The organism is Limnohabitans sp. Rim8, assembly GCF_943326455.1.
Classification (GTDB): Bacteria; Pseudomonadota; Gammaproteobacteria; order Burkholderiales; family Burkholderiaceae_C; genus Limnohabitans_A.
In genome coordinates this window covers 127,197-150,567 of sequence record NZ_CALPTI020000001.1, presented here as the reverse complement: position 1 = coordinate 150,567, position 23,371 = coordinate 127,197, and the positions used below count along the sequence as shown (strand labels likewise).

The 23,371-nt window shown below is 57.6% G+C and carries 21 protein-coding genes; 3 read left to right on the top strand and 18 right to left on the bottom strand.

Annotated elements, in window-relative coordinates; genetic code table 11:
• Nucleotides 1-222: 222 nt before the first annotated feature.
• Together Q1M54_RS00690 and Q1M54_RS00685 are read right to left on the bottom strand one after the other, a co-directional pair.
• Nucleotides 223-2,319 (bottom strand): acetoacetate--CoA ligase, encoded by a 2,097-nt coding sequence (locus Q1M54_RS00690; protein WP_300552497.1) that lies wholly within the window; start codon nt 2,317-2,319, stop codon nt 223-225.
• Between the two features lie 61 nt (nt 2,320-2,380).
• Nucleotides 2,381-2,947, bottom strand: a complete 567-nt coding sequence (locus tag Q1M54_RS00685) for a cob(I)yrinic acid a,c-diamide adenosyltransferase (protein WP_300552494.1) — start codon at nt 2,945-2,947, stop codon at nt 2,381-2,383.
• Nucleotides 2,948-3,166: 219 nt separating this feature from the next.
• On the opposite strand from Q1M54_RS00685, the gene Q1M54_RS00680 reads away from it, so the two are divergent.
• Complete coding sequence (locus tag Q1M54_RS00680) at nt 3,167-4,594, top strand: FAD-linked oxidase C-terminal domain-containing protein (RefSeq protein ID WP_300552491.1); 1,428 nt, start codon at nt 3,167-3,169, stop codon at nt 4,592-4,594.
• On the opposite strand, the gene Q1M54_RS00675 is transcribed toward Q1M54_RS00680, so the two are convergent.
• The 9 genes from Q1M54_RS00675 to mnmG form a co-directional block, all read right to left on the bottom strand.
• The gene (locus Q1M54_RS00675; protein ID WP_300552488.1) at nt 4,586-5,761 is read right to left on the bottom strand and encodes a benzoate/H(+) symporter BenE family transporter; all 1,176 of its coding nucleotides are present in this window, start codon (nt 5,759-5,761) and stop codon (nt 4,586-4,588) included. The genes Q1M54_RS00680 and Q1M54_RS00675 overlap by 9 nt on opposite strands.
• A complete protein-coding gene (locus Q1M54_RS00670) occupies nt 5,758-7,365 on the bottom strand; it encodes an ATP-binding protein (RefSeq protein WP_300552486.1) in 1,608 nt (535 codons plus the stop codon). The genes Q1M54_RS00675 and Q1M54_RS00670 overlap by 4 nt, the downstream gene beginning before the upstream one ends.
• Nucleotides 7,362-9,035, bottom strand: a complete 1,674-nt coding sequence (locus Q1M54_RS00665; protein ID WP_300552484.1) for an ATP-binding protein — start codon at nt 9,033-9,035, stop codon at nt 7,362-7,364. Before Q1M54_RS00665 ends, Q1M54_RS00670 begins: the two co-directional genes overlap by 4 nt.
• A gap of 83 nt (nt 9,036-9,118) precedes the next feature.
• A complete protein-coding gene (locus tag Q1M54_RS00660; protein ID WP_300552481.1) occupies nt 9,119-10,036 on the bottom strand; it encodes a ParB/RepB/Spo0J family partition protein in 918 nt (305 codons plus the stop codon).
• A gap of 2 nt (nt 10,037-10,038) precedes the next feature.
• Nucleotides 10,039-10,575 (bottom strand): alpha/beta hydrolase, encoded by a 537-nt coding sequence (locus Q1M54_RS00655; RefSeq protein ID WP_300552478.1) that lies wholly within the window; start codon nt 10,573-10,575, stop codon nt 10,039-10,041.
• Nucleotides 10,576-11,346, bottom strand: a complete 771-nt coding sequence (locus Q1M54_RS00650; protein ID WP_300552475.1) for an AAA family ATPase — start codon at nt 11,344-11,346, stop codon at nt 10,576-10,578.
• A gap of 18 nt (nt 11,347-11,364) precedes the next feature.
• The gene (locus Q1M54_RS00645) at nt 11,365-11,982 is read right to left on the bottom strand and encodes a LysE family transporter (RefSeq protein WP_300552473.1); all 618 of its coding nucleotides are present in this window, start codon (nt 11,980-11,982) and stop codon (nt 11,365-11,367) included.
• Nucleotides 11,983-12,079: 97 nt separating this feature from the next.
• Complete coding sequence (gene rsmG / locus Q1M54_RS00640; protein ID WP_300552470.1) at nt 12,080-12,727, bottom strand: 16S rRNA (guanine(527)-N(7))-methyltransferase RsmG; 648 nt, start codon at nt 12,725-12,727, stop codon at nt 12,080-12,082.
• On the bottom strand, nt 12,724-14,694 hold the full coding sequence (mnmG, locus tag Q1M54_RS00635; RefSeq protein ID WP_300552467.1) for a tRNA uridine-5-carboxymethylaminomethyl(34) synthesis enzyme MnmG: 1,971 nt from the start codon (nt 14,692-14,694) through the stop codon (nt 12,724-12,726). The genes rsmG and mnmG overlap by 4 nt, the downstream gene beginning before the upstream one ends.
• 235 nt (nt 14,695-14,929) lie before the next feature.
• Here mnmG and Q1M54_RS00630 point away from each other — a divergent pair, with 235 nt between their 5' ends.
• Together Q1M54_RS00630 and Q1M54_RS00625 are read left to right on the top strand one after the other, a co-directional pair.
• On the top strand, nt 14,930-15,895 hold the full coding sequence (locus tag Q1M54_RS00630; RefSeq protein WP_300552465.1) for a tripartite tricarboxylate transporter substrate binding protein: 966 nt from the start codon (nt 14,930-14,932) through the stop codon (nt 15,893-15,895).
• A 159-nt stretch (nt 15,896-16,054) separates the two neighbouring features.
• The gene (locus tag Q1M54_RS00625) at nt 16,055-19,591 is read left to right on the top strand and encodes an indolepyruvate ferredoxin oxidoreductase family protein (RefSeq protein WP_300552462.1); all 3,537 of its coding nucleotides are present in this window, start codon (nt 16,055-16,057) and stop codon (nt 19,589-19,591) included.
• A 115-nt stretch (nt 19,592-19,706) separates the two neighbouring features.
• Here the strand turns inward: Q1M54_RS00625 and minE are convergent, their stop codons facing one another.
• The 7 genes from minE to Q1M54_RS00590 form a co-directional block, all read right to left on the bottom strand.
• Complete coding sequence (gene minE / locus Q1M54_RS00620; RefSeq protein ID WP_090044154.1) at nt 19,707-19,967, bottom strand: cell division topological specificity factor MinE; 261 nt, start codon at nt 19,965-19,967, stop codon at nt 19,707-19,709.
• A 3-nt stretch (nt 19,968-19,970) separates the two neighbouring features.
• A complete protein-coding gene (gene minD, locus Q1M54_RS00615; RefSeq protein ID WP_300552456.1) occupies nt 19,971-20,786 on the bottom strand; it encodes a septum site-determining protein MinD in 816 nt (271 codons plus the stop codon).
• 30 nt (nt 20,787-20,816) lie between these two features.
• Complete coding sequence (gene minC / locus Q1M54_RS00610; protein WP_300552455.1) at nt 20,817-21,581, bottom strand: septum site-determining protein MinC; 765 nt, start codon at nt 21,579-21,581, stop codon at nt 20,817-20,819.
• Nucleotides 21,582-21,866: 285 nt separating this feature from the next.
• Nucleotides 21,867-22,076 (bottom strand): DUF2788 domain-containing protein, encoded by a 210-nt coding sequence (locus Q1M54_RS00605; RefSeq protein WP_300552801.1) that lies wholly within the window; start codon nt 22,074-22,076, stop codon nt 21,867-21,869.
• Nucleotides 22,076-22,933 carry a DUF2189 domain-containing protein gene (locus Q1M54_RS00600; RefSeq protein ID WP_300552453.1) on the bottom strand — a complete coding sequence of 286 codons (858 nt, stop codon included), beginning with the start codon at nt 22,931-22,933 and terminating at the stop codon, nt 22,076-22,078. Before Q1M54_RS00600 ends, Q1M54_RS00605 begins: the two co-directional genes overlap by 1 nt.
• Before the next feature lie 4 nt (nt 22,934-22,937).
• Nucleotides 22,938-23,132, bottom strand: a complete 195-nt coding sequence (locus tag Q1M54_RS00595) for a DUF2892 domain-containing protein (protein ID WP_300552450.1) — start codon at nt 23,130-23,132, stop codon at nt 22,938-22,940.
• A gap of 27 nt (nt 23,133-23,159) precedes the next feature.
• Entirely contained in the window at nt 23,160-23,357 is a 198-nt protein-coding gene (locus Q1M54_RS00590) for a cation transporter (protein WP_300552447.1), read from the bottom strand.
• Nucleotides 23,358-23,371 lie beyond the last annotated feature (14 nt).

Sequence of the window (23,371 nt, the reverse complement as noted above, 5' to 3'; positions counted from 1 at the left end):
TTTTTCATTTGTCGGAATAAAAGTCGTCTAAAAGCCTCTGATGTATCCCAACGAGGCCTTGGTGGTGGGCGCGCAGCCATTCGCCCACAGGGGTGGGCTCCTACAAAAATACGTCTGCCTGATACAGACGCGCCATCGCTTTGAGCCAGGCCGCTGGGGTGGGTTCTCGTCGAAGCCCCGCACCCCTGTTAGCGCCCGAGTCTGGCGCAATTGAGTGACAACTCAGGTTTTGGCCAAATGCCGCCTGGCCAGATCCACATACCAATCCAGACACCCCGGATTGGCCATGGCGTCTTTGTTGACCACTTTTTCCAGCGGTTGGCCCAGCATGAGCTTCTTGATCGGCAGCTCCTGCTTTTTGCCAGACAGGGTGCGCGGGATCTCGGCCACCTGAAAGATGTCGTTCGGAATGAAGCGCGGGCTGAGCGCCACCTTGATGGCGTTGTTGAGTTTGGCCTTGAGGGCATCATCCAACGTGGCGCCGGGGCGCAGCACCACAAACAGCGGCATGTAGCTTTCCTTGCCCAAATATTCCAGGTCCACCACCATCGAGTCCATGACTTCGGGCAAGGCCTCGACGGCGCTGTACAGCTCGCTGGTGCCCATGCGCAAGCCGTAGCGGTTGATGGTGGCATCGCTGCGGCCAAAGATCACACAGCCTTCGCCCTCGCCTTGCGCGTTGCCGATGCGCAACCAGTCGCCGTGTCGCCAGACGCCGCCCATGCTGGCCGGACCATCCCCGCCACCGGGCATGCGGCCGTGACCTGCGGGGTACATTTCGAAATAGCTCGCCAGATAGCGGGCGTTTTCCTTGTCGTTCCAAAAGTACAGCGGCATGGACGGAATCGGCTGGGTGCAGACCAGCTCGCCCACTTCACCCAAAACAGGCTCACCGGCTTCGTTCCAGGCCTCGACCGCGCAGCCGAGTTCTCGGCATTGCATGACGCCGGGCTCTTGCGGCAGCTCGCGGTGACCGCCGACAAAGGCGCCCGCAAAGTCGGTGCCGCCCGAGATGTTGCACCACCAAATGTCTGTGCCGATGGCCTTGAACTGATCGACGCCCCAACTTTGGGTTTCTGGCGACAAGGGCGAACCCGTGGTGCCCAAGGCGCGCACCCACGACAAATCACCACAGCGCGCAATGTCCACACCGGACTTTTGGCAGTTGGCAAAGAACGCCGCACCCGCACCAAAAAAAGTGACCTTTTCTTCGGCCGCCATGCGCCACAAAATACCCCAGTCCGGCTTGTCTTTGCTGCCACCGGGGTTGCCGTCATAAATCACGCAAGTCACGCCATTCAGCAGGCCGGCGACTTGCGCGTTCCACATCACCCAACCGGTGGAGCTGTACCAATGAAAGCGCTCGCCCCAACTGTTGGGTTGATAACTGCAGCCAATGTCGTTGTGCAAGATCTTGTTGGCCAACGCCACGATCACGGTACCGCCATGGCCATGCACGATGGGTTTGGGCAGGCCAGTGGTGCCGCTCGAATAAACAATCCACAGTGGGTGGTCAAAGGGCAGCCACATGGGCTCAAAGGCCTGCACCTCAGCGTCGTCCCGCGCCATGATGGCCGACATCTGCACGCTGGCCCCCACATCGCAACTGGCCAGGTCCAGCGTACCCAAGTTCTCATGAATGACCACGTGTTGCACACTGGGCAATGCGTTTTGCAGCTCTTGCACCACGGCCATGCGGTCAAAGTCACGTCCGCCATAACTCACACCATCCACAGCCACGAGCACTTTGGGCTCGATCTGTTTGAAACGGTCCAACACCGCGTTGGTGCCCATGTCGGGCGCACAAATGCTCCACACACCGCCAATACTGGCCGTGGCCAAAAACGCCACCATGGCCTCAGGGATGTTGGGCATGTAAGCCGCCACCCGGTCACCGGGCTTCACCCCTTTGGCTTGCAGGTGCAAGGCCATGGCAGCCACTTGACGGCGCAGCTCGGGCCAGGTCATCTCGCGACGCAGACCTTTTTCGTTGTGGCTGACAACGGCCAAAAACCCCGCCGTGTGCGCAGGCTGCACATGTCGCAGCACTTGGTGGGCGTAATTGGTTTGAGCCCCGGTGAACCACTTGGCCCCGGGCATGACGTTGTTGGCCAGCACCGCCGTGTGCGGCGTGGGCGACTGAAAGTCAAAGTAATCCCAGATGCTTTGCCAGAACGCGTCCAGCTCGGTCACCGACCAACGCCACAGGTCGTTGTAGGTGGCAAAGCTCAAGCCGCGCTCGTCACGCAGCCAGTTTTGGTAAAGCCGGATCTGCGGCAAGTGAGGCGCAGGGGCCGATACAGGTTTGTCGGTGTTCATGGGGAACAGCGTAGCAGTGGGCACATCGCGCTGTCACCCCAAAAACCCTGAAAACACGCACTTAGGCGACAGGGTCTTTCGCCATGCGCTGGCTCTTCCAATACACATCGTCCCCGCCATTGATGCGGTTGAGCACGCGAGCCAGTACAAACATCAGGTCAGACAACCGGTTGAGGTACTGGCGCGGGGTTTCGTTGATGGCCTCTTCGTTGCCCAAGGCCACACAGGCGCGCTCAGCACGGCGCGCCACGGTGCGGCACACGTGGGCTTGCGAGGCACCCCGCGTGCCCGCGGGCAAGATGAACTCTTCCAGCTTAGGCAGCTGCGCGTTGTATTTTTCAAGCGCCTCATCGAGGGCCGCCACAGCTTCTTCTTTGAGCAACTCAAAACCGGGGATCGACAGCTCGCCCCCCAAGTTGAACAACTGGTGTTGCACCTCTACCAGCAGATCGCGCACGTCAGCGGCCATGTCTTCGCACAACAAGACGCCAATGTTGGAATTGAGCTCGTCCACCTCGCCCATGGCGTGCACGCGCAGGCTGTTTTTGGACACGCGCTGGTTGTTGCCCAGGCCGGTGGTGCCGTTGTCACCCGTACGGGTGGCAATTTGTGTGAGTCGGTTGCCCATGGTATTGCTTTCTTTTTGGTTCGCTCAAGCGTGCAGGGTCTGCAAAAATCGCCCAGCAGGTGGGCTGCTACAGAGATGCTTGATTGTCGGCCAAGTCCCCTTAACTTGTCTGACAAAGGACAGCAAGGCCATGGTTTGCGGCGTAAACTGCGATTTCGCATGTTTGGCGGCAGGACCTGCTGCCCACCTGCGGACGCCTCAGCCACCCCTGGAGACACCATGAACGCCCCCATCGCCGCAGCTCACCTGGCCCCCGAAATTGCACAACGTGCTGTGCCCGAAGCGTTTTTGACGGCCCTCAAAGCCCGCTTTGGCACCAACTGCTCAACCGCGCTGGTGGTCCGCGAGCAGCATGGGCGTGATGAATCGGCCTTCACCCATGTGCCGCCACCCGCCGCCGTGGTGTTTGCCGAAAACACCCAAGACGTGGCCGACGCGGTCAAGCTCTGTGCAGAGCACAAGGTACCGGTCATCCCCTTTGGCGTAGGCTCTTCACTTGAAGGCCATTTGCTGGCGGTGCAAGGCGGCATCAGCATTGACCTCACGCGCATGAACAAAGTTTTGGCCATCAACGGCGAAGACCTGACGGTGACGGTGCAGCCCGGCGTGACGCGTAAGCAACTCAATGAAGAAATCAAATCGACTGGCCTGTTCTTCCCGATTGACCCGGGTGCTGACGCCACGATTGGCGGCATGAGCGCCACCCGCGCCAGCGGCACCAACGCCGTGCGCTACGGCACCATGCGCGAAAACGTGTTGGCCATGGAAGTGGTCACCGCTGCGGGCGAAGTCATCCGCACCGGCACCCGTGCCAAAAAATCCAGCGCTGGCTACGACCTGACGCGCCTGATGGTGGGCAGCGAAGGCACTTTGGGCGTGATCACCGAGGTCACCGTGCGCCTGTACCCCTTGCCCGAGGCCATCTCGGCGGCCATTTGTTCCTTCCCCAGCATTGAGGCAGCGGTACACACCGTGATCCAGACCATCCAGCTGGGCGTGCCAATCGCCCGCGTGGAACTGATCGACCACAACACGGTGCGCATGGTCAATGCGTATGCCAAGCTGGGCCTGCGCGAAGAGCCCATGCTGCTGATGGAATTTCACGGCTCGCCTGCGGGCGTGAAGGAGCAAGCAGAAACGGTGCAAGAAATCGCCAGCGAATTTGGCGGCAACGCGTTTGAATGGGCCACCACGCCAGAGGAGCGCACGCGCTTGTGGACAGCACGGCACAACGCCTACTTTGCAGCCATCCAGAGCAAGCCCGGCTGCCGCGCCATCAGCACCGACACCTGCGTGCCGATCAGCCGCCTGGCCGATTGCCTGCTCGACTCCATCACCGAAACCGACGCCAGCGGCCTGCCCTACTTTTTGGTCGGCCATGTGGGCGACGGCAATTTCCACTTTGGCTATTTGATCGACCCGAACAACCCGCAAGAATGCGAAACCGCCGAAGCGCTGAACCAACAACTGGTCAGCCGCGCTCTGCGTCTGGGCGGCACCTGCACGGGCGAGCACGGCATCGGCCTGCACAAGATGGACTTCTTGCGCACCGAAACCGGCGAAGGCGCCGTCGACATGATGCGCACCATCAAGCGGGCGCTGGACCCGCACAACATCATGAACCCTGGGAAGATTTTTTCAATGTGAGGGCGTTTGGCGCCGAGACCATAACCACTGCGCCAAAACACCCACCACCACACCCCAAAAGGCCGAACCCACCCCGGCCACCGTCACGCCCGACAGGGTCACCAAAAATGTGAGCAGCGCAGCTTCGCGGTGCTGCTCGTCCTTGAAGGCCACAGACAAACCCGAGGCCATGGTGCCGAGCAAAGCCAAGCCCGCCACGGCCAACACCAGCGCCTGCGGAAACGCCGCCATCAGGCTCACAATCGTGCCGCCCGCCAGTCCCAGGCCGATGTACAACAAACCCGCCGCGACCGAGGCGGTGTAGCGACGACTGGGGTCAGGGTGAGCCTCTTTGCCCATGCAAATGGCCGCGGTGATCGCCGCCAAGTTGAGCGCATAGCCGCCAAATGGGGCCAACAACAGACTGGCCAAACCGGTCGCACCCACCACGGGTGACACCGGGATGTCGTAGCCCGAGGCACGTTGTGCGGCCACGCCGGGCAGGTTTTGCGATGCCATGGTCACCACAAAAAGTGGCAAGGCCACACTGACCATGGTCGCCCAGCTCCATGTGGGACCCACCCACACAGGCAAGGCCCAAGACCACACCACACTGGACACATGCAACTGGCCTTGCACTGCTGCCACGGCCATGCCCACCAGCAACACAACCGGCACCGACCAGCGCGGCCACCAGCGCCGACCCAGCAGATAACTCAATGTCATGGTCACCACCAACACGGGGGCGTGTGCCACCGCCCCCACCGCATCCAGCGCAAAGCGGGCCAAGACCCCAGCCAACAAGGCGCTGGCCAAAGCCAAAGGAATTTTGGACATGAGGCGTTCGAACCAGCCGCTGTAACCCACCCACACGATCATCAGCGCGCACACCATGAAAGCCCCCGTGGCCTCAGGCAAGCTCACACCTTGGCTGACGGCCAAAACCGCCGCCCCCGGGGTTGACCAAGCCGTCAAAACCGGCAGCCGGTACCACAGGCTCAAGGCCAAACTGGTCACGCCCATGCCAATGCCCAAGGCCCACATCCAAGACACCATTTGTTCGGGACTCGCCCCCAAGGCTTGTGCGGCCGAAAACACGATCGCCGCAGAACTGGTGAAACCCACCAACACGGCCACAAAACCAGCCACGCATGTGGACACGGAAAAGTCTCGCCAAAGACCATTCATGAAACACCACCTCTCGCCAACAAAAGGCTTTCCACGCGGTGGCACAACTCAACAGGCTCAAAAGGTTTGAGCATCACGTCATTGAGGCCTGCGGCCTTGAATCGCCCCAAATCCAAAGAATTGACATTGGCCGTCAAGCCAAAAACAGGGACATGTGCGATGCGCTTGGCAGCATTTTGTCGGATGAGGGCTGTGGCTTCGATGCCATCCATGACAGGCATGACCATGTCCATGAACACCAGATCTACTGGATTTTGGTACAACACATCCAGCGTATTTTGCCCGTCAACAGCTTCAAAGACCGTGCTTTGAGGCCACGCGTTTTGCAGCACATTTTTGAGCAACAAACGGTTGAGAGGATGGTCATCGGCCACCAAAAAGGTCCACGCCGTTTCTGCGCTTTGCAATGGCAGCTGCTGTTGCTCTGCAGACTTGGCTGGTGCTGGTGCCGCCGTTAAGGGCAAGCGAAGCCAAAACCGTGACCCTTGTCCAGGCTCGCTTTCAAAACCGATTTCCCCACCCAAAAGATGCGCTACTTTTTGCGAAATCGCCAAACCCAAACCGTTACCGCCATACAAAGCTTGCGTATCGTTCTCGGCCTGGGCAAAACGTTTAAAAATCTGATCTTGCCGCTCTTTGGCAATGCCAATGCCTGTGTCTTGCACAGAAAACACAACGCCAGGATTGGCCCAATCCACCCGCAACTCCACCGAGCCTTGGTGGGTGAACTTGAGCGCATTGCCCAACAAGTTGACCAACACCTGCATGAGGCGGTGTCGGTCGGTGGTGACCCAAACCGGCAAGTGTTCATCCAGCACCAAGCGGTAATTCAGACCCGTGCTGTCAATACGCGGCTTGAACAACTCAAACGCGCGCTCAGCCACAGATCGGAGCTCAAATGTTTCGGGTTGGATGACCAATTGCCCGGTCTGCAACTGAGAATAATCCAGGATGTCATTGATCACGGTCATCAGGTGATCTGCTGACTGGCGGGTGTGCTTGAGAACCTTGAGGGCTTCGGGCTTGTCCTGCACGCGAGATAAGAGCAAGGCATTGAAGCCCAGTATCGCGTTCATGGGTGTGCGCAATTCATGGCTCACGGTGGCAATGAAATGTTCGCGCATGAGCGACGTGTGCTCTAGCTCCTCTCGTTGAATTTCCAGTTCACGCTGGTGTTTGCGACTTTCCTCCAGTGCTTGGCGGTACAGGCGGTCATACATCAAGGGCACCACAATCAGCACGCATGTGACCAAGCTGTATGTCAAAAAAGACGATGGGACATGCGCCATGCCCGTTTCAAATGGCTCAATCCAAGCCAGCTGGTTGGACACCGCCATGACCAACTGCATGGCCAACACCAACCACATCCAAAGAAAACCGGCTCTGCGGTGAAGCACATAAAAAGGCGTCACCGGCAAAATCAACAACCACGCCATCAGAGGTGAATAAACGCCGCCAGTCACCCACGCCGAATAAAACAAGACACCCGCCCCAAGCGCCGTGCCTGTGTGCACAGCCAGGCTCAACGAAAACCCATGGTTGACCAGCCACAGCAACACGCCCAAGCGTGACGCCCTTTGTCGAATCTTGCCAAAGAGGCTCACAACGGGCCCCTTCGAGCGCGAGAAACATGCCGCCCAACAGCCGCCATCAATGCCACGGTGTCCATGGGTTTGTGCAAGACCTCTTGCATGCCCGCCGCCAAACAACGTCCACGATCTACCGGGTTGGTATTGGCTGTCAGGGCCAAAATAGGCATGCGGTTTGCCATGGCGGGAAAGTGTTGACGAATTTGCTGTGCCACTTGCGCGCCGTCCATGTCTGGCATGAACATGTCGATCAAGGCCACGTCAAACACCTGTTGTTCTAACAAAGTCAAGACTTTGGCGCCGCTGTCCGCCGTGGTGATGCTGGCGTTGGGCCAACATTTTTGCAACTGCAACTGCGCCACCAGCAGGTTGACTTTGTTATCGTCCACCACCAAGATACGGAGTGGCTCATTCGCTAAACCATCGTCATCCAAACGGCCATCGGGGTCCGACTCTTGCGCCTCTTGCAAGGGGATGTCGAACCAAAAGCATGCGCCCCGCCCTTCATGGCTGTCGACGCCAATGTGCCCGCCATGCAAGGCCACCAGTTTTTCACACAAAGTCAAGCCCAGGCCTGTGCCGCCATATGCCCGATTGGTGTGTACATCTGCATGTTCAAAGCGTCTAAAAATATGCGCCTGCCGTTCAAGGGGGATGCCCCGGCCTGAATCCTGCACCTCAAAAATCAACCGCTCACCCTGCGCCATCACCCCCACATGCACCGCGCCATGGTCTGTGAATTTGATGGCGTTGTCCACCAGGTTGCTCAGAATCTGAAGCAAGCGCTGGCGATCACCATGGACACGCAATGGCAATGCCGCAGCCAAAGACACACGCAAGGTGATGCCTTTGGCTTTGGCTTTCTCGCCGTGGCGTTGCTGCAGCTCGTCCAGCAAGGACTTGAGTACAAAGTCCACGCGGTTCAAATGCAGCTCACCCGCCTGCAGCTCAGAAAAGTCCAAGATGTCATTGACCAGCTGAAGCAGGTGTTCAGTCGAGCGGCGTATGTGGCCAACCACCGCCAATTTCTCTGGTTGATCAGACAGCTCGCGTTGCAAGACACCATTGAATCCCAAAATCACATTCATTGGGGTTCGCAACTCGTGACCAACGGCTGCAACAAATTCGTCTTTATGCGCTTGGGCGCGGATCAGCGCCGCATGGGTCGCCTCAAGCTCTTCATTGCGAAGCTTGAGTTTTTGCAACTGCCCATTGTGCAAATACTCATAAATGCGAACGCCCATCATGAGGTTCAAAAGCGCTAAAACATGGTTCAAAAAAGCCCAAGTGACCACCGATGACGAGGCCTCTACACGACTGCCCACTGACCCCATCCAGGTTATTCCGGTTAATCCCAAAATCGACATCAACATGATGGCGATCCACACCAACGTGGCGGTACGCCCCAGCATCAACAACACAGGCACAGAAAGCACATTCAGCCAAATGACGGCGGTAGAGTTGATGCCACCCATTTGCATGGCTGTGTAAATCGCGAGCAGCGCCGTCAAGGCTGTGACGGCGTGCACCAGATACGAAAAGATGGCCCGAATGCCCACCACCGCAAGCAAACACAGGGACAACACCGAAACCACCAAGTTGGCGCGTGCCACAGCGTCAACGGGCGTGAATAAAAAACCAAAAAAAGTGGTCAAAGAAACCAACATCAAATAAATGGTCAGCATCTTTTGACGCAAAAAACCACCCTGGCGAAACAGGCTTCGCCACAGTGTTTTTGACCATGTTTGACCGGTTGTGGGCACTGCTTTTAGCCGCGCAGTTTGTCAATCAATCCATTCAACTCATCCAGCGAACCAAACTGGATGCTCAGTTCACCCAACTCTTCCATCCGGCCCAGGCGTTTGACGCGCTTCTTCACACGCACTTCGACCTCGGCCATGAGCAAATCCGACAACTCTTCCTCGATGCGGCGAATGTCGCGGGACTTTTCTTTTTTGGGCTTTTGCGTGACCAAATTGAACTCGGCGCCCAGTTTTTTGACCAAGCTTTCGGCCTCCCGCACAGACATCTTGCGGGCAGTAATCTGGTTGGCAGCGGTGATTTGTGTCGCTTTTTCGAGGGACAACAGCGCGCGGGCGTGGCCCATGTCCAAGTCGCCCGCCATCAGCATGGCCTGCACCGGTTCGGCCAAATTGAGCAGGCGCAACAGGTTGCTGCCGGCACTGCGCGAACGGCCCACGGCCTGCGCCGCAGCTTCGTGAGTGAGCCCAAACTCTTTGATCAAGCGTTGCAGGCCTTGGGCTTCCTCCAAGGGATTGAGGTCTTCGCGTTGAATATTTTCAATCAAAGCCATGGCCGCAGCCGCCTCGTTGGGCACGTCGCGCACCAAAACAGGGACAGCGTCCAAGCCCGCCAAGCGCGAAGCCCTGAAGCGGCGCTCGCCTGCAATGATCTCGTACTTGCCCGCATTCTCACCCTCGGTGAGCCGGCGCACCAAGATCGGCTGCATGATGCCTTGGGCCTTGATGGATTCAGCCAACTCGTACAAGGCCCCTTCGTCCATGCGGGTGCGCGGCTGGTACATGCCGGGCACCATTTGGTCCAGCTTGAGTTGGCTGGGCAAGCCACTTTCGGCGTAAGAAGCGGTGTTCGGTGCGTCTTCGACGGTTGGGCCCAACAAGGCCTCAAGTCCTCGGCCAAGACCTTTGGGTTTTTTGGTGACCATGGTCAATCCTTCAAGAGTGTTTGCAAAAGGGCATGGCCTTGTGGCCAATCGCCCAAAGAAGATTCGGCATTGATGTGCCCCGCTGGGCCCAAGCTCAACCACTGAGAACCCCAGTCATGGGCCATGCCTTGGGCGCGTTCTGACGAACAATACGGGTCGTCCAAGCTGCCGACCAGCACGCTTGGAAAAGGCAAGCGCTGACGCACCACCGGCGACCACCCCGGCAGACGGTCCCGCATGTGCGGTACTTCGGTGTCGCCTGGCGCTACCAAAAAAGCCCCCTGCACGCGTTCGGTGTGCCGCGACAACGCCGCCCAAGCCGCCACCAAAATACAGCCCAAACTGTGTGCAGCAAACACCACAGGGCCTGGCGCATCGATGACGGCTTCGTCCAAGCGGGCCATCCAGTCACCTCGCAGCGGGTTGAGCCAATCGTTTTGCTCGACCACGGTGTAAGCATGCAGATGGGCCCAGCGCATTTGCCAATGCTCGGGGCCGCTGCCCTGCCAGCCGGGCAAGATCAACACGCTGGTGGACATTCAAAGCGATGGTGCGCGCTGCACCAATTCGCGAGCGAATTCGACATAGGCCTGACTGCCCTTGGCCGAAGGGTCGAAAACCACACCCGGCAAACCATAGCTGGGCGCCTCGGCCAAACGCACATTGCGCGGGATCACCGTGTCAAACACCTTGTTGCCAAAATGCGCCTTGAGCTGATCGCTCACCTGCACTTGCAAAGTGATGCGCGGGTCAAACATGACGCGCAGCAGGCCAATGATTTTCAGTTCTTTGTTCAGGTTGGCATGCACCTGCTTGATGGTGTTGACCAGGTCTGTCAGACCTTCCAGCGCAAAGTACTCGCACTGCATGGGCACGATCACGCCATTCGCCGAACAAAGGCCATTCAGCGTGAGCATGGACAAAGAGGGTGGGCAGTCGATCAACACGAAGTCATAGTCGGCACCCACCTCGGCCAAGGCAGACCGCAAGCGCTGGTCACGGTGTGTCAGCTGCACCAACTCCACTTCGGCGCCCGCCAATTCACGGTTGGCGCTCAGCACGTCGTAGCCGCATTTGTCGGCTTTGACCACCGCCTCTTTGACAGATGCCGACTCGAGCAAAACATCGTAAACACTGAGTTCGACTTCTCGTTTGTCAATGCCTGAGCCCATGGTGGCATTGCCCTGTGGGTCGAGGTCCACCAACAAAACTTTTTGCCCGAGTTTGGCCAAGCCCGCAGCCAAATTGACCGTGGTGGTGGTTTTGCCAACGCCGCCTTTTTGGTTGGCAATGCAAATAATTTTGGCCATGGTGATGAGTCTTCCAATTTATTTGGAAATGGCCAACTTGACGCCAAAACCAATGAGAAAAATGCCGGCGAGCTTTTCGAGCCAGCGTCCAATGCGGGGGTTTGCACGCATGCGCGAAGCCAAATGGAATGTCAACAAGGTCATGCCCAAACCATACAGAAACGTCAGAAAAGCGATGGTTGCGGCCATGACGGCAAAACTGACCCAGCCCTGATGAACGCTGGGATCAACAAACAAAGGGAAAAATGCCATGTAGAAGACGATCGCCTTGGGGTTGAGCAAGGTGATGGCCAAGGCTTGCTGAAAATACTGACGTGGTCGAATGTTCAAAACAGGTGCATCGCCCGGCTTGGCCATCAACATCATCCAACCCAACCAAGCCAAATACAAAGCACCCACCCACTGCACGGCCACGAATGCAGCCGGGTAAGTGGCCAACACCGTGGCCACACCCGCCACGGCCATCCACATCAACACCTGGTCACCCGCAATCACGCCGAATGTTGCGCCCAGCCCCCCGGCTATTCCGCCCTTGCCGGTGGAGGTGATCAAGGCCAGATTGCCAGGGCCAGGAATGGCCAAGAACAAAACAATCGCAGCCACAAAGGATCCGTAATCTGAAATGCCAAAAAACATGGGCTTTCTTTCTGGGGTGATTCTTGCGAGTGTAAGTGATGGGCCGCCCGCTGATGCAGCCTCTTTTCAAGGTGTTTCACGTGAAACACCCCCTGATTCAAATGGTTTCGGGCTTCATCCAAACCATACAACGCTCGACATCCAAGCCGGGAACCGTCAATGGTTCCACGTGAAACACTTTCACATCGGCAGGCAAGGCGTCAATTTCGCCCTGTGGATGTTTGCCCTTCATGGCCATCCACACACCACCCTCGGCCAGCGCCGAACGGGACCAGGTCACAAAGTCGGGCAAAGAAGCGAAGGCGCGGGAGCAAATGACTTGGTACGGATCGGTCAGGGATTCGACCCGCGCATGCAGACCGCGCAAATTGGGCAGCTTCAGGCTCACCGCCACTTGCTGGACAAAGGCAGCTTTTTTGGCCACTGTGTCTACGCAGCTCACATTCAACTCAGGAATGCAAATGGCCAAGACCACCCCGGGCAAACCACCGCCCGAACCCACATCCAGAACGCGAACGGGCTGGCCCTGGGTGTGTCGGCACAAGGGGACAATGGCTGTCAGGCTATCCAACAGGTGGTGCGTGAGCATGTCCGCCGGGTCGCGCAAGGCTGTCAGGTTGTAAACCTTGTTCCATTTCTGGATCAGCGCCGCATAGTCCAACAAGTGCTGGATTTGCGCATCCGACAAAGCCAAGCCCAAGGTTTGCGCACCTGCGCGCAGGCCCGCCTCCAGATTCACACTCATGCCTGCACGCCTTCCTCTGCAGCTTGCATGAAGCCTTTGAAGCCACCCTTTTTCAGGTGAATCAAGAGCAAGGACACGCTGGCAGGCGTGATGCCCGAGATGCGCGAGGCTTGGCCCAAGGTTTCAGGCCGGTGTTTGGCCAACTTTTGACGCGCCTCAATGGACAGCGCCGACACCTGCATGTAGTCCAGACTCTCGGGCAGGCGCAGGTGTTCGTAAAACGCGGCCCGCTCCACCTCCCCTTTTTGGCGGTGGATGTAGCCCGAGTATTTGGCAGCGATCTCGACCTGCTCGATGACTGAATGGCTCAAGTCGCCCAAGGTTTCACGTGAAACATCGGCGCTGGACATGCGCCCGCCGTCCAGCGTCATCAGCGCGGGATAGCTCACATTCGGTCTGCGCAGCAAGTCAAACAGGTTGTGCTCGTGCTCAATGGCTTTGCCCAACACCCGCTCAGACTCGGCTGCTGGCAAGTTGCGTGGGTTCACCCAGATGGATTTCAGTCGCTCTGTTTCACGTGAAACAGCATCGCGCTTGCGGCTGAAAGCGTCCCAGCGGGCGTCATCCACCAAGCCCATCTGTCGCCCAACTTCGGTCAGGCGCGCATCGGCGTTGTCTTCGCGCAGCTGCAGGCGGAACTCCGCCCGGCTGGTGAACATGCGGTAAGGCTCGGTCACGCCCTGGGTCACCAAGTCATCGACCAGCACGCCCAAGTAGGCTTGGTCGCGAGCCGGCATCCAAGCCGCTTCACCCCGGCACTGGAGCGCGGCATTGATGCCGGCAAACAAACCCTGGGCTGCAGCCTCTTCGTAACCGGTTGTGCCGTTGATCTGCCCCGCAAAAAACAGGCCGCTGATTTGGCGGGTCTCGAAGCTGTTCTTCAATGAACGGGGGTCAAAGTAGTCGTATTCGATGGCGTAACCAGGCCTGAGAATGTGGCAGTTTTCCAGCCCCTTCATCGAGCGCACCAAGTCGTACTGGATGTCAAACGGCAAGCTGGTCGAGATACCGTTAGGGTAGTACTCGTGGGTCGTCAGGCCTTCGGGCTCCAGAAAAATCTGGTGGCTGTCCTTGTCGGCAAAACGGTTGATTTTGTCTTCCACACTCGGGCAATAACGCGGCCCCACACCCTCGATCTTGCCGGTGAACATGGGGCTGCGGTCAAAGCCAGAGCGGATGATGTCGTGCGTGCGCTCGTTGGTGTGGGTAATCCAGCAGGGCATTTGCTCAGGGTGCATCTCGGTGCGGCCCATGAAACTGAACACGGGTATGCCATCGGTCGCGTTCATGCCGCCGGGCATGCCGTCACCAGGTTGCTCGGTGCATTGTGAAAAATCAATGGTGCGACCATCCAAGCGTGGTGGTGTGCCGGTCTTCAGGCGCCCTTGCGGCAGCTTCAACTCTTTGAGGCGCGCTGACAAACTGACGGCAGGCGGATCGCCTGCCCTGCCCGCGGCGTAATTCTGCAAGCCCACATGGATCTTGCCATCCAGAAAAGTACCCGCCGTCAGCACCACAGTGCGCGAGCGGAAGCGGATGCCGACCTGAGTGACAGCGCCCACCACCCGGTCACCCTCGACCATCAGGTCGTCCACCGCTTGCTGAAACAACCACAAATTGGCTTGGTTCTCGAGCATGCGGCGAATGGCGGCTTTGTACAAAATGCGATCGGCCTGGGCGCGCGTGGCGCGCACGGCCGGGCCTTTGGAGCTGTTGAGGATGCGGAACTGGATGCCGCCCTCGTCGGTGGCCAAGGCCATGGCGCCACCCAAAGCATCCACCTCTTTGACCAAGTGGCCCTTGCCGATGCCACCAATGCTGGGGTTGCAGCTCATTTGCCCCAGCGTCTCGATGTTGTGCGTGAGCAGCAGCGTTTTGCTGCCCATGCGGGCAGCCGCCAACGCGGCTTCGGTTCCGGCATGGCCGCCACCGACCACAATCACATCAAATTCTTGAGGGTAAAGCATGAAAAAGTCCGCCTTAAAAGAAGGCCAAAATGGGCGCCGCCTGCGCCTTGGTGCCGCCCGACCTGGAGGTGGGCTCAAGCTGCTTATTTTACAGGCAGGCGCTGCCTATTGCGCCGCCTCTTAGCGGGCACAAGTGCTGCCCATGCGTGATTGACAGGGCCCTTTTCTTTCTCGATCATGCCCTCGGTGGTCCCGCCATTCTGCGTGAAACCCGGTTGATACAAAGAGACAAGTCATGCGCAAGCTCATCCAAACTGCTTTCATTGTGTGTCTTTCAATGTGCGCCGCAGCGCACGCCCAAGACAAATTCCCCTCCAAACCGGTGACCATCATCGTGCCCCAGGCGGCCGGTGGTGCGAACGACACGATCGCGCGGGTGATTGCGCAAAGGCTCTCCGAGCAGACGGGGCAGTCCTTTGTGGTGGAAAACCGCACTGGCGCCGGGGGCAATGTGGGCACGGCGGCTGCAGCCCGAACCCGCCCCGATGGCTACACCTTGCTGCTGACCGCCGACAGCGCGATGGTCATCAATCCAGCGCTTTACAAGAGCACCGGCTTCGACCCGGTCAAGGACTTCGAGCCAGTGGGCAGCGTCGCCACGGCCGGCTATGTGTTGGTGGCCCACCCGAGCTTCCCCGCCAAGAACACCGCCGAACTGGTCGCACTGGCCAAACAGCAACCCGGAAAGATCAACATCGGATCAGCGGGCAACGGCACGCTCAACCACCTGATCGGCGAGATGCTGGGCAAAGCCACCGGCATTGATTTGACCCATGTCCCCTACAAGGGGGCCGCAGCAGCAGCCACCGACCTGGTGGCGGGACAGGTGCAAGTCTCGGTGCAGAGCCTGCCTTCTTCGATCGCATTCATACGCTCTGGCAGGATGAAGGTACTCGGTGTGGTCAACCCCAAGCGCCTGCCCGTGCTGCCGGATGCCCCCACCATTGGCGAGACCCTCAAGGACTTTGGCGCCACCCCTTGGTATGGCGTGTTTGCTCCAACGGGAACCCCCAGGGCGATCATCAACCAGCTCAACGCAGAAATCACCAAGGCTCTTGACTCCAAAGACGTGCAGGAGCGCCTGGCCGGGGTGGGCTGCGAAGCCTTCAAATCCACGCCTGAGCAGTTCGCCCAGCTGGTGCGTGACGACCTGCCCCGCTGGGCCAGGATCGTCAAAGACTCCGGCGCAACCATCGACTGAACGCCTTCAGCCTCGACAAGAAACACACCGCCATCCTTGTATTGGCGGCTGAATGGCTGGGCTCTTTCCAATCCTAGGGGAAATCCTGTCTCCGAAAGCAAGCACTTGCCGTCTCGGCCACCCTACACTGTGCCATCCATCTCAGTTGCAGGACAGACCATGAACGCCCCCTTGCCCGATTCGATTCGCCAAGCGCTTGAAACCGTGACGCTGGACGACAAGTACAGCCTCGATGTGGGCCGCGCTTTCATGAGTGGCGTGCAGGCTCTGGTCAAGCTGCCCATGCTGCAACGCCAGCGAGACGCCTTGCAAGGCAAAAACACCGCGGGCTTCATCAGCGGCTACCGGGGCTCGCCGCTGGGCAGTTACGACCAGTCCCTGTGGAAAGCCAAGGACCACCTCAAGGCCCAGCACATCGTGTTCCAGCCCGGCGTGAACGAAGAGCTGGCAGCGACTGCTTTGTGGGGCACACAGCAACTGGGCTTTGCCCCGCCCGGCACCAACAAATTCGATGGCGTGTTCGGCATCTGGTACGGCAAAGGCCCGGGCGTGGACCGCTGCTCGGATGTCTTCAAACACGCCAACATGGCAGGCACCACGCCTTGGGGCGGCGTGCTGGCGGTGGCGGGCGACGACCATGTGGCCAAAAGCTCGACTGCCGCGCACCAAAGCGACCACATCTTCAAGGCCTGCGGCCTGCCCGTGTTCTTTCCGGCCAGCGTGCAAGACATCCTGGACCAAGGCTTGCACGCCTTGGCCCTGAGCCGTTTTGCCGGCATCTGGTCGGGCATGAAGACCATCCAAGAAATCGTGGAATCGAGTGCCACCGCGCACATCGACCCGGAACGCGTGCAAATTGTCTTGCCTGAGTTTGTGATGCCGCCCGGCGGCGTGCACATCCGCTGGCCCGATACCGCGCTGGAGCAAGAGGCGCGGTTGTTTGATTACAAGTGGTACGCGGCTTTGGCCTACATCCGCGCCAACAAGCTCAACCACAACGTCATTCAAGGGCCCAACGATCGCTTTGGACTGATCGCCAGCGGCAAGGCTTACAACGACACGCGCCAAGCCCTGCTGGACCTGGGGCTGGATGACGCCACCTGCCAACGCCTGGGCATCCGGGTGCACAAGGTGGGCGTGGTGTGGCCCCTGGAAGCGCAAACTGCCCGCGAATTTGCCTCCGGTTTGCGCGAGGTTTTGGTGGTCGAAGAAAAACGCCAAGTCATCGAATACCAACTCAAAGAAGAACTCTACAACTGGCGTGACGAGGTGCGCCCAAAAATTTTAGGCAAGTTTGACGAAACCGAAGGCGACACGTCTGGCGGTGAGTGGTCTGTACCCAATCCGACGGAGCGCACCTTGCTGCGTGCCAACGCTGACCTGACCCCCGCCTTGATTGCGCGGGCCATCGCCAAACGGCTGAAGAAGCTGGGCATGGATGCCGACACCACCGCACGCATTGACGCGCACCTGGCGGTGCTGGACGCCAAAGAAAAATCCCTGCAAACCCTGACCCTGGGTGCCGCTGGCGAGCGCACGCCCTGGTTTTGCTCCGGCTGCCCACACAACACCTCCACCAAGGTGCCCGAAGGCTCACGTGCCATGGCCGGCATTGGTTGCCATTTCATGAGCCTCTGGATGGACCGCAGCACCACGGGCTTCACCCAAATGGGCGGCGAAGGCGTGCCGTGGACCGGCCAGCAACCCTTCATCACCGACCCACACATCTTTGCCAACATCGGCGACGGCACCTATTTCCACAGTGGCATTTTGGCGGTGCGCCAAAGCGTGGCCTCGGGTGTGAACATCACTTACAAGATTTTGTACAACGACGCGGTGGCCATGACGGGCGGACAACCTGTCGGTGAGCGTTCTGAAGGCCACAGTGTGGTGCAAATCGCCATGAGCATGAAGGCTGAAGGCGCGCAACGCATCGTGGTGGTGACCGATGAACCTGAAAAATACGCGGGCGTGGCTTTGGTCGAAGGCGTGCGCGTGTTCCATCGCGATGAACTCGACCGCATCCAACGCGAAATGCGGGTGATCTTGGGCACCACCGTCATCATTTACGACCAGACCTGCGCCACCGAAAAACGCCGACGCCGCAAACGCGGCACCATGGTGGACCCTGCTGTGCGCGTGATGATCAACGAAGAAGTGTGCGAAGGCTGTGGCGACTGCGGCGTGCAATCCAATTGCTTGTCGGTAGAACCTTTAGAGACCGAACTCGGTCGCAAGCGCACCATCAACCAAAGCACCTGCAACAAAGACACCAGCTGCCTCAAAGGCTTTTGCCCCAGCTTTGTCACCGTAGAAGGCGGCAGCTTCAAAAAGAAATCGTCAACCACCAGCACCACGATCAACCCCGCCAGCTTAGGCGCTTTGCCTGAACCGGTTTTGCCCACCATCCGCGAGCCCTGGGGCACCGTGGTCGCGGGCGTCGGCGGCACTGGGGTGATCACCATCGGGCAATTGCTGGGCATGGCCGCGCACATGGAAGGCAAAGGCATCGTCACCCAAGACTCGGCAGGCCTGGCCCAAAAAGGGGGTGCGACCTGGAGCCACATCTTGATTGCCAACACGCAAAACGAGATCCGCACCACCCGCGTGAGCATGGCCGCAGCCGACTTGATCATCGGCTGCGACCCCATCGTGAGCGCCTCCAAAGAAACCACCTTGCGCATGCGCCCAGGCCGCACCCATGTGGCCATGAACAGCAGCAGCACGCCCACCGCCGCATTTGTGAAAAACGGCAACTGGCAAAACCCAGCCGAGCAATGCGTGGCCGAAATCACCGCGCAAGTGGGCGTGGAAGGTGTGGGCGCTTTTGACGCCGACGCCCTGGCCAAGCAGCTCATGGGCGACACGATTTACGTCAACCCCATGATCCTGGGTTATGCCTGGCAAAAAGGCTGGGTGCCTTTGCACCGCGAATCGCTGGTGCGCGCCATCGAGCTCAACGACGTGCAGGTGAAAAACAATTTGGCTGCTTTTGAATGGGGGCGACATGCTGCGCAGCACCTTGATGCACTGATGCAGCAAATTCGTCCGGCGCAGGTCATCCACTTCAAAAAACGTGACAACCTGGAAGACATTGTGGCCAACCGCATGGCGCGTTTGACGGACTATCAAAACACCGCTTACGCACAGCTTTACCAAAACATTGTGGCGCGTGTGCACGCCACCGAGGCGCCTTTGGGCAAAACCATCCTGACCGAAACCGTAGCACGCCAGTTGTTCAAGCTCATGGCCTACAAAGACGAGTACGAAGTTGCCAGGCTGCACACCCAAACTGGTTTTTTAGACCGCATCAAGGAAAGCTTTGAAGGCGACTTCACAGTGAACTACCATTTGGCGCCACCTCTGTGGTCCAAGCGCAATGACAAAGGTGAATTGCTCAAACGAAAATTTGGCCCAGCCATGCTGACTGGCTTCAAATTACTGGCCAAACTCAAAGGCCTGCGTGGCACCGCACTGGATGTGTTTGGCAAAACCGAAGAGCGGGTGACCGAACGCGCTTTGATCCGGGAATACATGCAGCACATCGACCGCGTGTTGGAAAACCTCTCCGACAGCACCCACGCGCATGCACTGGACGTAGCCCGTGTCCCTGAGACCATCAAGGGTTTTGGCCATGTCAAAGAGCGCAATATTCGCGCAGCGCGGTCATTGTGGGCCTCATTGAACACACGTTGACCAAAAGAAAGCCACCTGCAAAGGTGGCTTTCTTACTGTGTGACACGGCCCAAGGTGCTTGTTGGGAAAACCATCTGGTCTTGGAAATGGACACTCTACAAAAAGGTGTCCATCTTCAGCGTGCGTCGGGCAATTCGATCTTGACTTCCAACACTTCCAGATTGTCCTGACGCTCTAAATTGACTTTGATGTCGTTCGGATTGATCTTGATGTACTTGCTGATCACCGCCACCAACTCGCGCTGCAAATCGGGCAGGTAATCGGGCTCGGCCACATTGCGGCCACTGCGTTCATGGGCCAAGATGATCTGCAAGCGCTCTTTGGCTACGCTCGCTGTTTTCTTCTTTTCACCCAACAGGAAGGAAAGAAAGGACATGGCTCACTTGCCTCCAAACAAACGTTTGAAGAAACTGGGTTTCTCTGCTTCGGTAAAGCGCATCGGTTTGTCTTCGCCCAAGAAACGGTCAATCACATCTTTGTAGGCCTCCGACACATCGCTGTTGGCCATGTGGATAGCGGGCGTGCCTTGGTTAGAAGCCTGCAGGACGTTTTCGCTTTCAGGAATCACACCCAACAACTTGATGCGCAGGATGTCCTGGATGTCTTGCAGCGACAGCATCTGCCCTTCTTCCACCCGATTGGGGTTGTAACGGGTGATCAGCAGGTGTTCTTTGATCGGCTCTGAACCTTCAATTGCCCGTTTGGTCTTGCTGCCGAGCATGCCCAAAATTCGGTCCGAATCGCGCACCGAAGACACTTCGGGGTTGGTCACCACCAAAGCCTCATCGGCAAAGTGCATGGCCATCAAAGCACCAGTTTCAATACCTGCAGGCGAATCGCACACGATGTACTCAAAACCCATGCCGCTCAAGTCATTCAAGACCTTTTCAACACCTTCTTGAGACAAAGCATCTTTGTCGCGTGTTTGCGAAGCTGCCAACACAAACAGGTTGTCACACTGTTTGTCTTTGATAAGGGCTTGGTTCAAGTTGGCTTCACCCTGGATCACATTGATCAGGTCGTACACCACACGCCGCTCACAGCCCATGATCAAGTCCAAATTGCGCAGACCCACATCAAAGTCAATGACAGCGGTCTTGAAACCCCTGAGGGCCAAGCCGGTAGCGAAACTGGCGCTGGTTGTGGTTTTGCCCACACCGCCTTTGCCAGAGGTCACAACAACGATTTTTGCCATGGAAAAACTTTCTTGGACTCGATTGAAAAATTAGGACTTCAAAGGCGTGATGAGCAATTTGTCCCCATCGGGGCCAGATTGCAAACACACTTGGGCCACTTGACCCAAAACATCTTTGGGCAATGCATTTTCGCTGGTGCGGTAAACACCCGCGATGGAAATCAGTTCGGGCTCCATCACCTGGGCAAAAATTTGCGCTTGCGTATTGCCACGCGCACCCGCAATGGCTTTGCCACGCAATGCGCCATAAACATGGATGTGCCCATCGGCAATCACTTCGGCGCCGACATTGACCATGGCCAAAACAATCAGGTCTCGCCCTTTGGCGTAAACCTGCTGTCCAGACCGCAGCGGCTTATCAATGATCAACGCCGTTTGCTGGGCTTCTTGCTGTGAGTTGCTGGGTTGACTGATGGCAACTTGTTCTTGGGCCTCAGCAAGGGTCACAGCGCGGCGCACACGGGCGTCTGAGCCATCCACCAAGCCAAGACCCTTGGCCATCGACAAAAGCTCAGAATGGGCGCCTTTGATGGCCACAGGCACCAAGCCATTTCCACGCAGAACCGTTGTTAAATTTGTCAGATCAAAAGACAAACCATCGGCCAAATCCAAAGAAGTGACGTCGATCACCACAGGGTCGTGGTCGAAAAAACCGGGACTCTCACCCAAATGCTGAGCCAGGGCTGCAGCAAGCATCTGGATGTCGGTTGTTTTGAGGACCAAAGACACCAAAGACAGCTCAGCGCTCTTGATGTCGTAACAGTGAAGTGTCGAAACTTCGTTGACGCTCGCCATGGTGATTGGGTGTTTGGAAAGATGCAAATCTTAACAGCGCACTTCTTCTTTCTTATCTTCTTATTCTTTTATATCTTTAAATAGTCGTAGTAGTAAAGGGCAGCTTCTTTTGTGGACAAGCTTCTTTTTTTCAATGATGACAAAGACTTGTTGAATATCCAAACATGTGTGTGGGTCAGCTTTTGTACTGTCACCCAAAAATGAACAACATTTTAAATATAGATCAAGTTGTGGATAAGTCATGAATTCCAGTTCTTTTATCCACAGCTTTATTCAACATTGAATTCAAGCGTCAAGCCACCATTGGATGATGCCTTTGGCGACAAAGCCCAGCATGCCAAAAGCCAAACCAAGAAAAATAACAAAGGTTCCGAATTTGCCAGCTTTTGACTCCCAAGCCAACTGCAAGACGATGAAAAGCATGTACAGCATGAAAGTTGTTACACCGATGGTCAAGCCGAACCCAGCAAATTGTTCTTCTGTGATCTGCCACATCACACAGCTTTCTGACTGGGCATGCGTTCGGCAACATCACGGGTGTCCACCAGGTGGCGGTAGGCATGCCAAGACGCATGCCCCAGCATGGGCACGATCACGACCAGGCCGATGAAAAAGCTCAAAAAGCCCAGCATGCTCAAGCCCATGATCAAAAATGCCCACAGCACCATGGGCATGGGATGGGTCAAGACCACTTTCCAGCTGGTCAGCACGGCTTGCAAGGTGGTGAGTTGGCGGTCGAGCAGCAAGGGCATAGCCACCACGCTGGAGGCAAAAACCGGCGCAGCCATCAGGCCGCCCAACATCAGCCACAGCTCAAACAAATAACTGTCTGGGCTCAACACCACATGGTGGATGAAATCCATGGGGGTGTGGATCGGCACCGGGGCCAGCAACGTGATCAAGGCCGATGAGGTCAAGACCCATCCTGTGCCCGCGAGGGCCAGCAACAAACCAAAACGCACCAAACACCAGTAACTCACCGTTTCGTTGTGATGCAGCGTTTGCCATTGCGTCCAAGTTTTTAACAACAACCGCAGGTCAACAGCCTCGTTTCTTTCGATGGCGCGGCTCATGGCATACAAGCTGGTCGCCAAAATCGGAGCCACGATCAGAAAACCCGATACTGCACCGGCCAACAACCAAAACTGGTCATGTGCGAGCCAAGTGATCAGGCCGCCTCCTATGGCCATGACCAGGCCATGGCTCAAGCTTAGCCAAGGTGAATGGCAGATGTCTTTCAGACCCCAATACAGCCAATACAGCGGTTGCTTGCCGTCGATGGGCAAAACGCCGGGTAAGTTCAAACGCTCAGGAGTTTCTGGGGGGTCGGACAGCGGCGAAGCTTGTGCCACGCGATCAGGTGTTTTTATTTTTGCAGGTGTTGATGCCCAACAAGCTGTAAGGCGGGCACCAACCCGTCAAGCCTGTGGCCAAAGGCACCAGACCCAGCCAACCCCAAATACCGACTGTGCCTGTGGCGGCCAGTGCGATCAAGACAAGACCGCCTACGATGCGGATGATGCGTTCAATATCGCCAATGTTTTTGGTCATGTGAAACTCCCGGTGGGTTAAAAAAACTCAAGCGCTGACGCGGTAACCTTCATCGGCAATGGCTTGGGCCAAAGCTTCGCGGGTTTTTTCGGAAGTCACATGCACCTTGTTTTGTGTGCGGTCGATCACAACTTTGGCCTGTGCATCCAAAGCCAACAAAGCTTTGGTGACTGCTTTTTCGCAATGGCCACATGTCATGCCCTCAACTGTGAAAATTTGGTTCATGATGCATCCTCTCC

Bases quoted from the DNA above. Each gene is read 5' to 3' on its own strand.
- Q1M54_RS00690 (WP_300552497.1), bottom strand. From the start codon at position 2,319: ATGAACACCGACAAACCTGTATCGGCCCCTGCGCCTCACTTGCCGCAG.
- Q1M54_RS00685 (WP_300552494.1), bottom strand. From the start codon at position 2,947: ATGGGCAACCGACTCACACAAATTGCCACCCGTACGGGTGACAACGGC.
- Q1M54_RS00680 (WP_300552491.1), top strand. From the start codon at position 3,167: ATGAACGCCCCCATCGCCGCAGCTCACCTGGCCCCCGAAATTGCACAA.
- Q1M54_RS00675 (WP_300552488.1), bottom strand. From the start codon at position 5,761: ATGAATGGTCTTTGGCGAGACTTTTCCGTGTCCACATGCGTGGCTGGT.
- Q1M54_RS00665 (WP_300552484.1), bottom strand. From the start codon at position 9,035: ATGCTGACCATTTATTTGATGTTGGTTTCTTTGACCACTTTTTTTGGT.
- Q1M54_RS00660 (WP_300552481.1), bottom strand. From the start codon at position 10,036: ATGGTCACCAAAAAACCCAAAGGTCTTGGCCGAGGACTTGAGGCCTTG.
- Q1M54_RS00655 (WP_300552478.1), bottom strand. From the start codon at position 10,575: ATGTCCACCAGCGTGTTGATCTTGCCCGGCTGGCAGGGCAGCGGCCCC.
- Q1M54_RS00650 (WP_300552475.1), bottom strand. From the start codon at position 11,346: ATGGCCAAAATTATTTGCATTGCCAACCAAAAAGGCGGCGTTGGCAAA.
- Q1M54_RS00645 (WP_300552473.1), bottom strand. From the start codon at position 11,982: ATGTTTTTTGGCATTTCAGATTACGGATCCTTTGTGGCTGCGATTGTT.
- rsmG (WP_300552470.1), bottom strand. From the start codon at position 12,727: ATGAGTGTGAATCTGGAGGCGGGCCTGCGCGCAGGTGCGCAAACCTTG.
- mnmG (WP_300552467.1), bottom strand. From the start codon at position 14,694: ATGCTTTACCCTCAAGAATTTGATGTGATTGTGGTCGGTGGCGGCCAT.
- Q1M54_RS00630 (WP_300552465.1), top strand. From the start codon at position 14,930: ATGCGCAAGCTCATCCAAACTGCTTTCATTGTGTGTCTTTCAATGTGC.
- Q1M54_RS00625 (WP_300552462.1), top strand. From the start codon at position 16,055: ATGAACGCCCCCTTGCCCGATTCGATTCGCCAAGCGCTTGAAACCGTG.
- minE (WP_090044154.1), bottom strand. From the start codon at position 19,967: ATGTCCTTTCTTTCCTTCCTGTTGGGTGAAAAGAAGAAAACAGCGAGC.
- minD (WP_300552456.1), bottom strand. From the start codon at position 20,786: ATGGCAAAAATCGTTGTTGTGACCTCTGGCAAAGGCGGTGTGGGCAAA.
- minC (WP_300552455.1), bottom strand. From the start codon at position 21,581: ATGGCGAGCGTCAACGAAGTTTCGACACTTCACTGTTACGACATCAAG.
- Q1M54_RS00605 (WP_300552801.1), bottom strand. From the start codon at position 22,076: ATGTGGCAGATCACAGAAGAACAATTTGCTGGGTTCGGCTTGACCATC.
- Q1M54_RS00595 (WP_300552450.1), bottom strand. From the start codon at position 23,132: ATGACCAAAAACATTGGCGATATTGAACGCATCATCCGCATCGTAGGC.
- Q1M54_RS00590 (WP_300552447.1), bottom strand. From the start codon at position 23,357: ATGAACCAAATTTTCACAGTTGAGGGCATGACATGTGGCCATTGCGAA.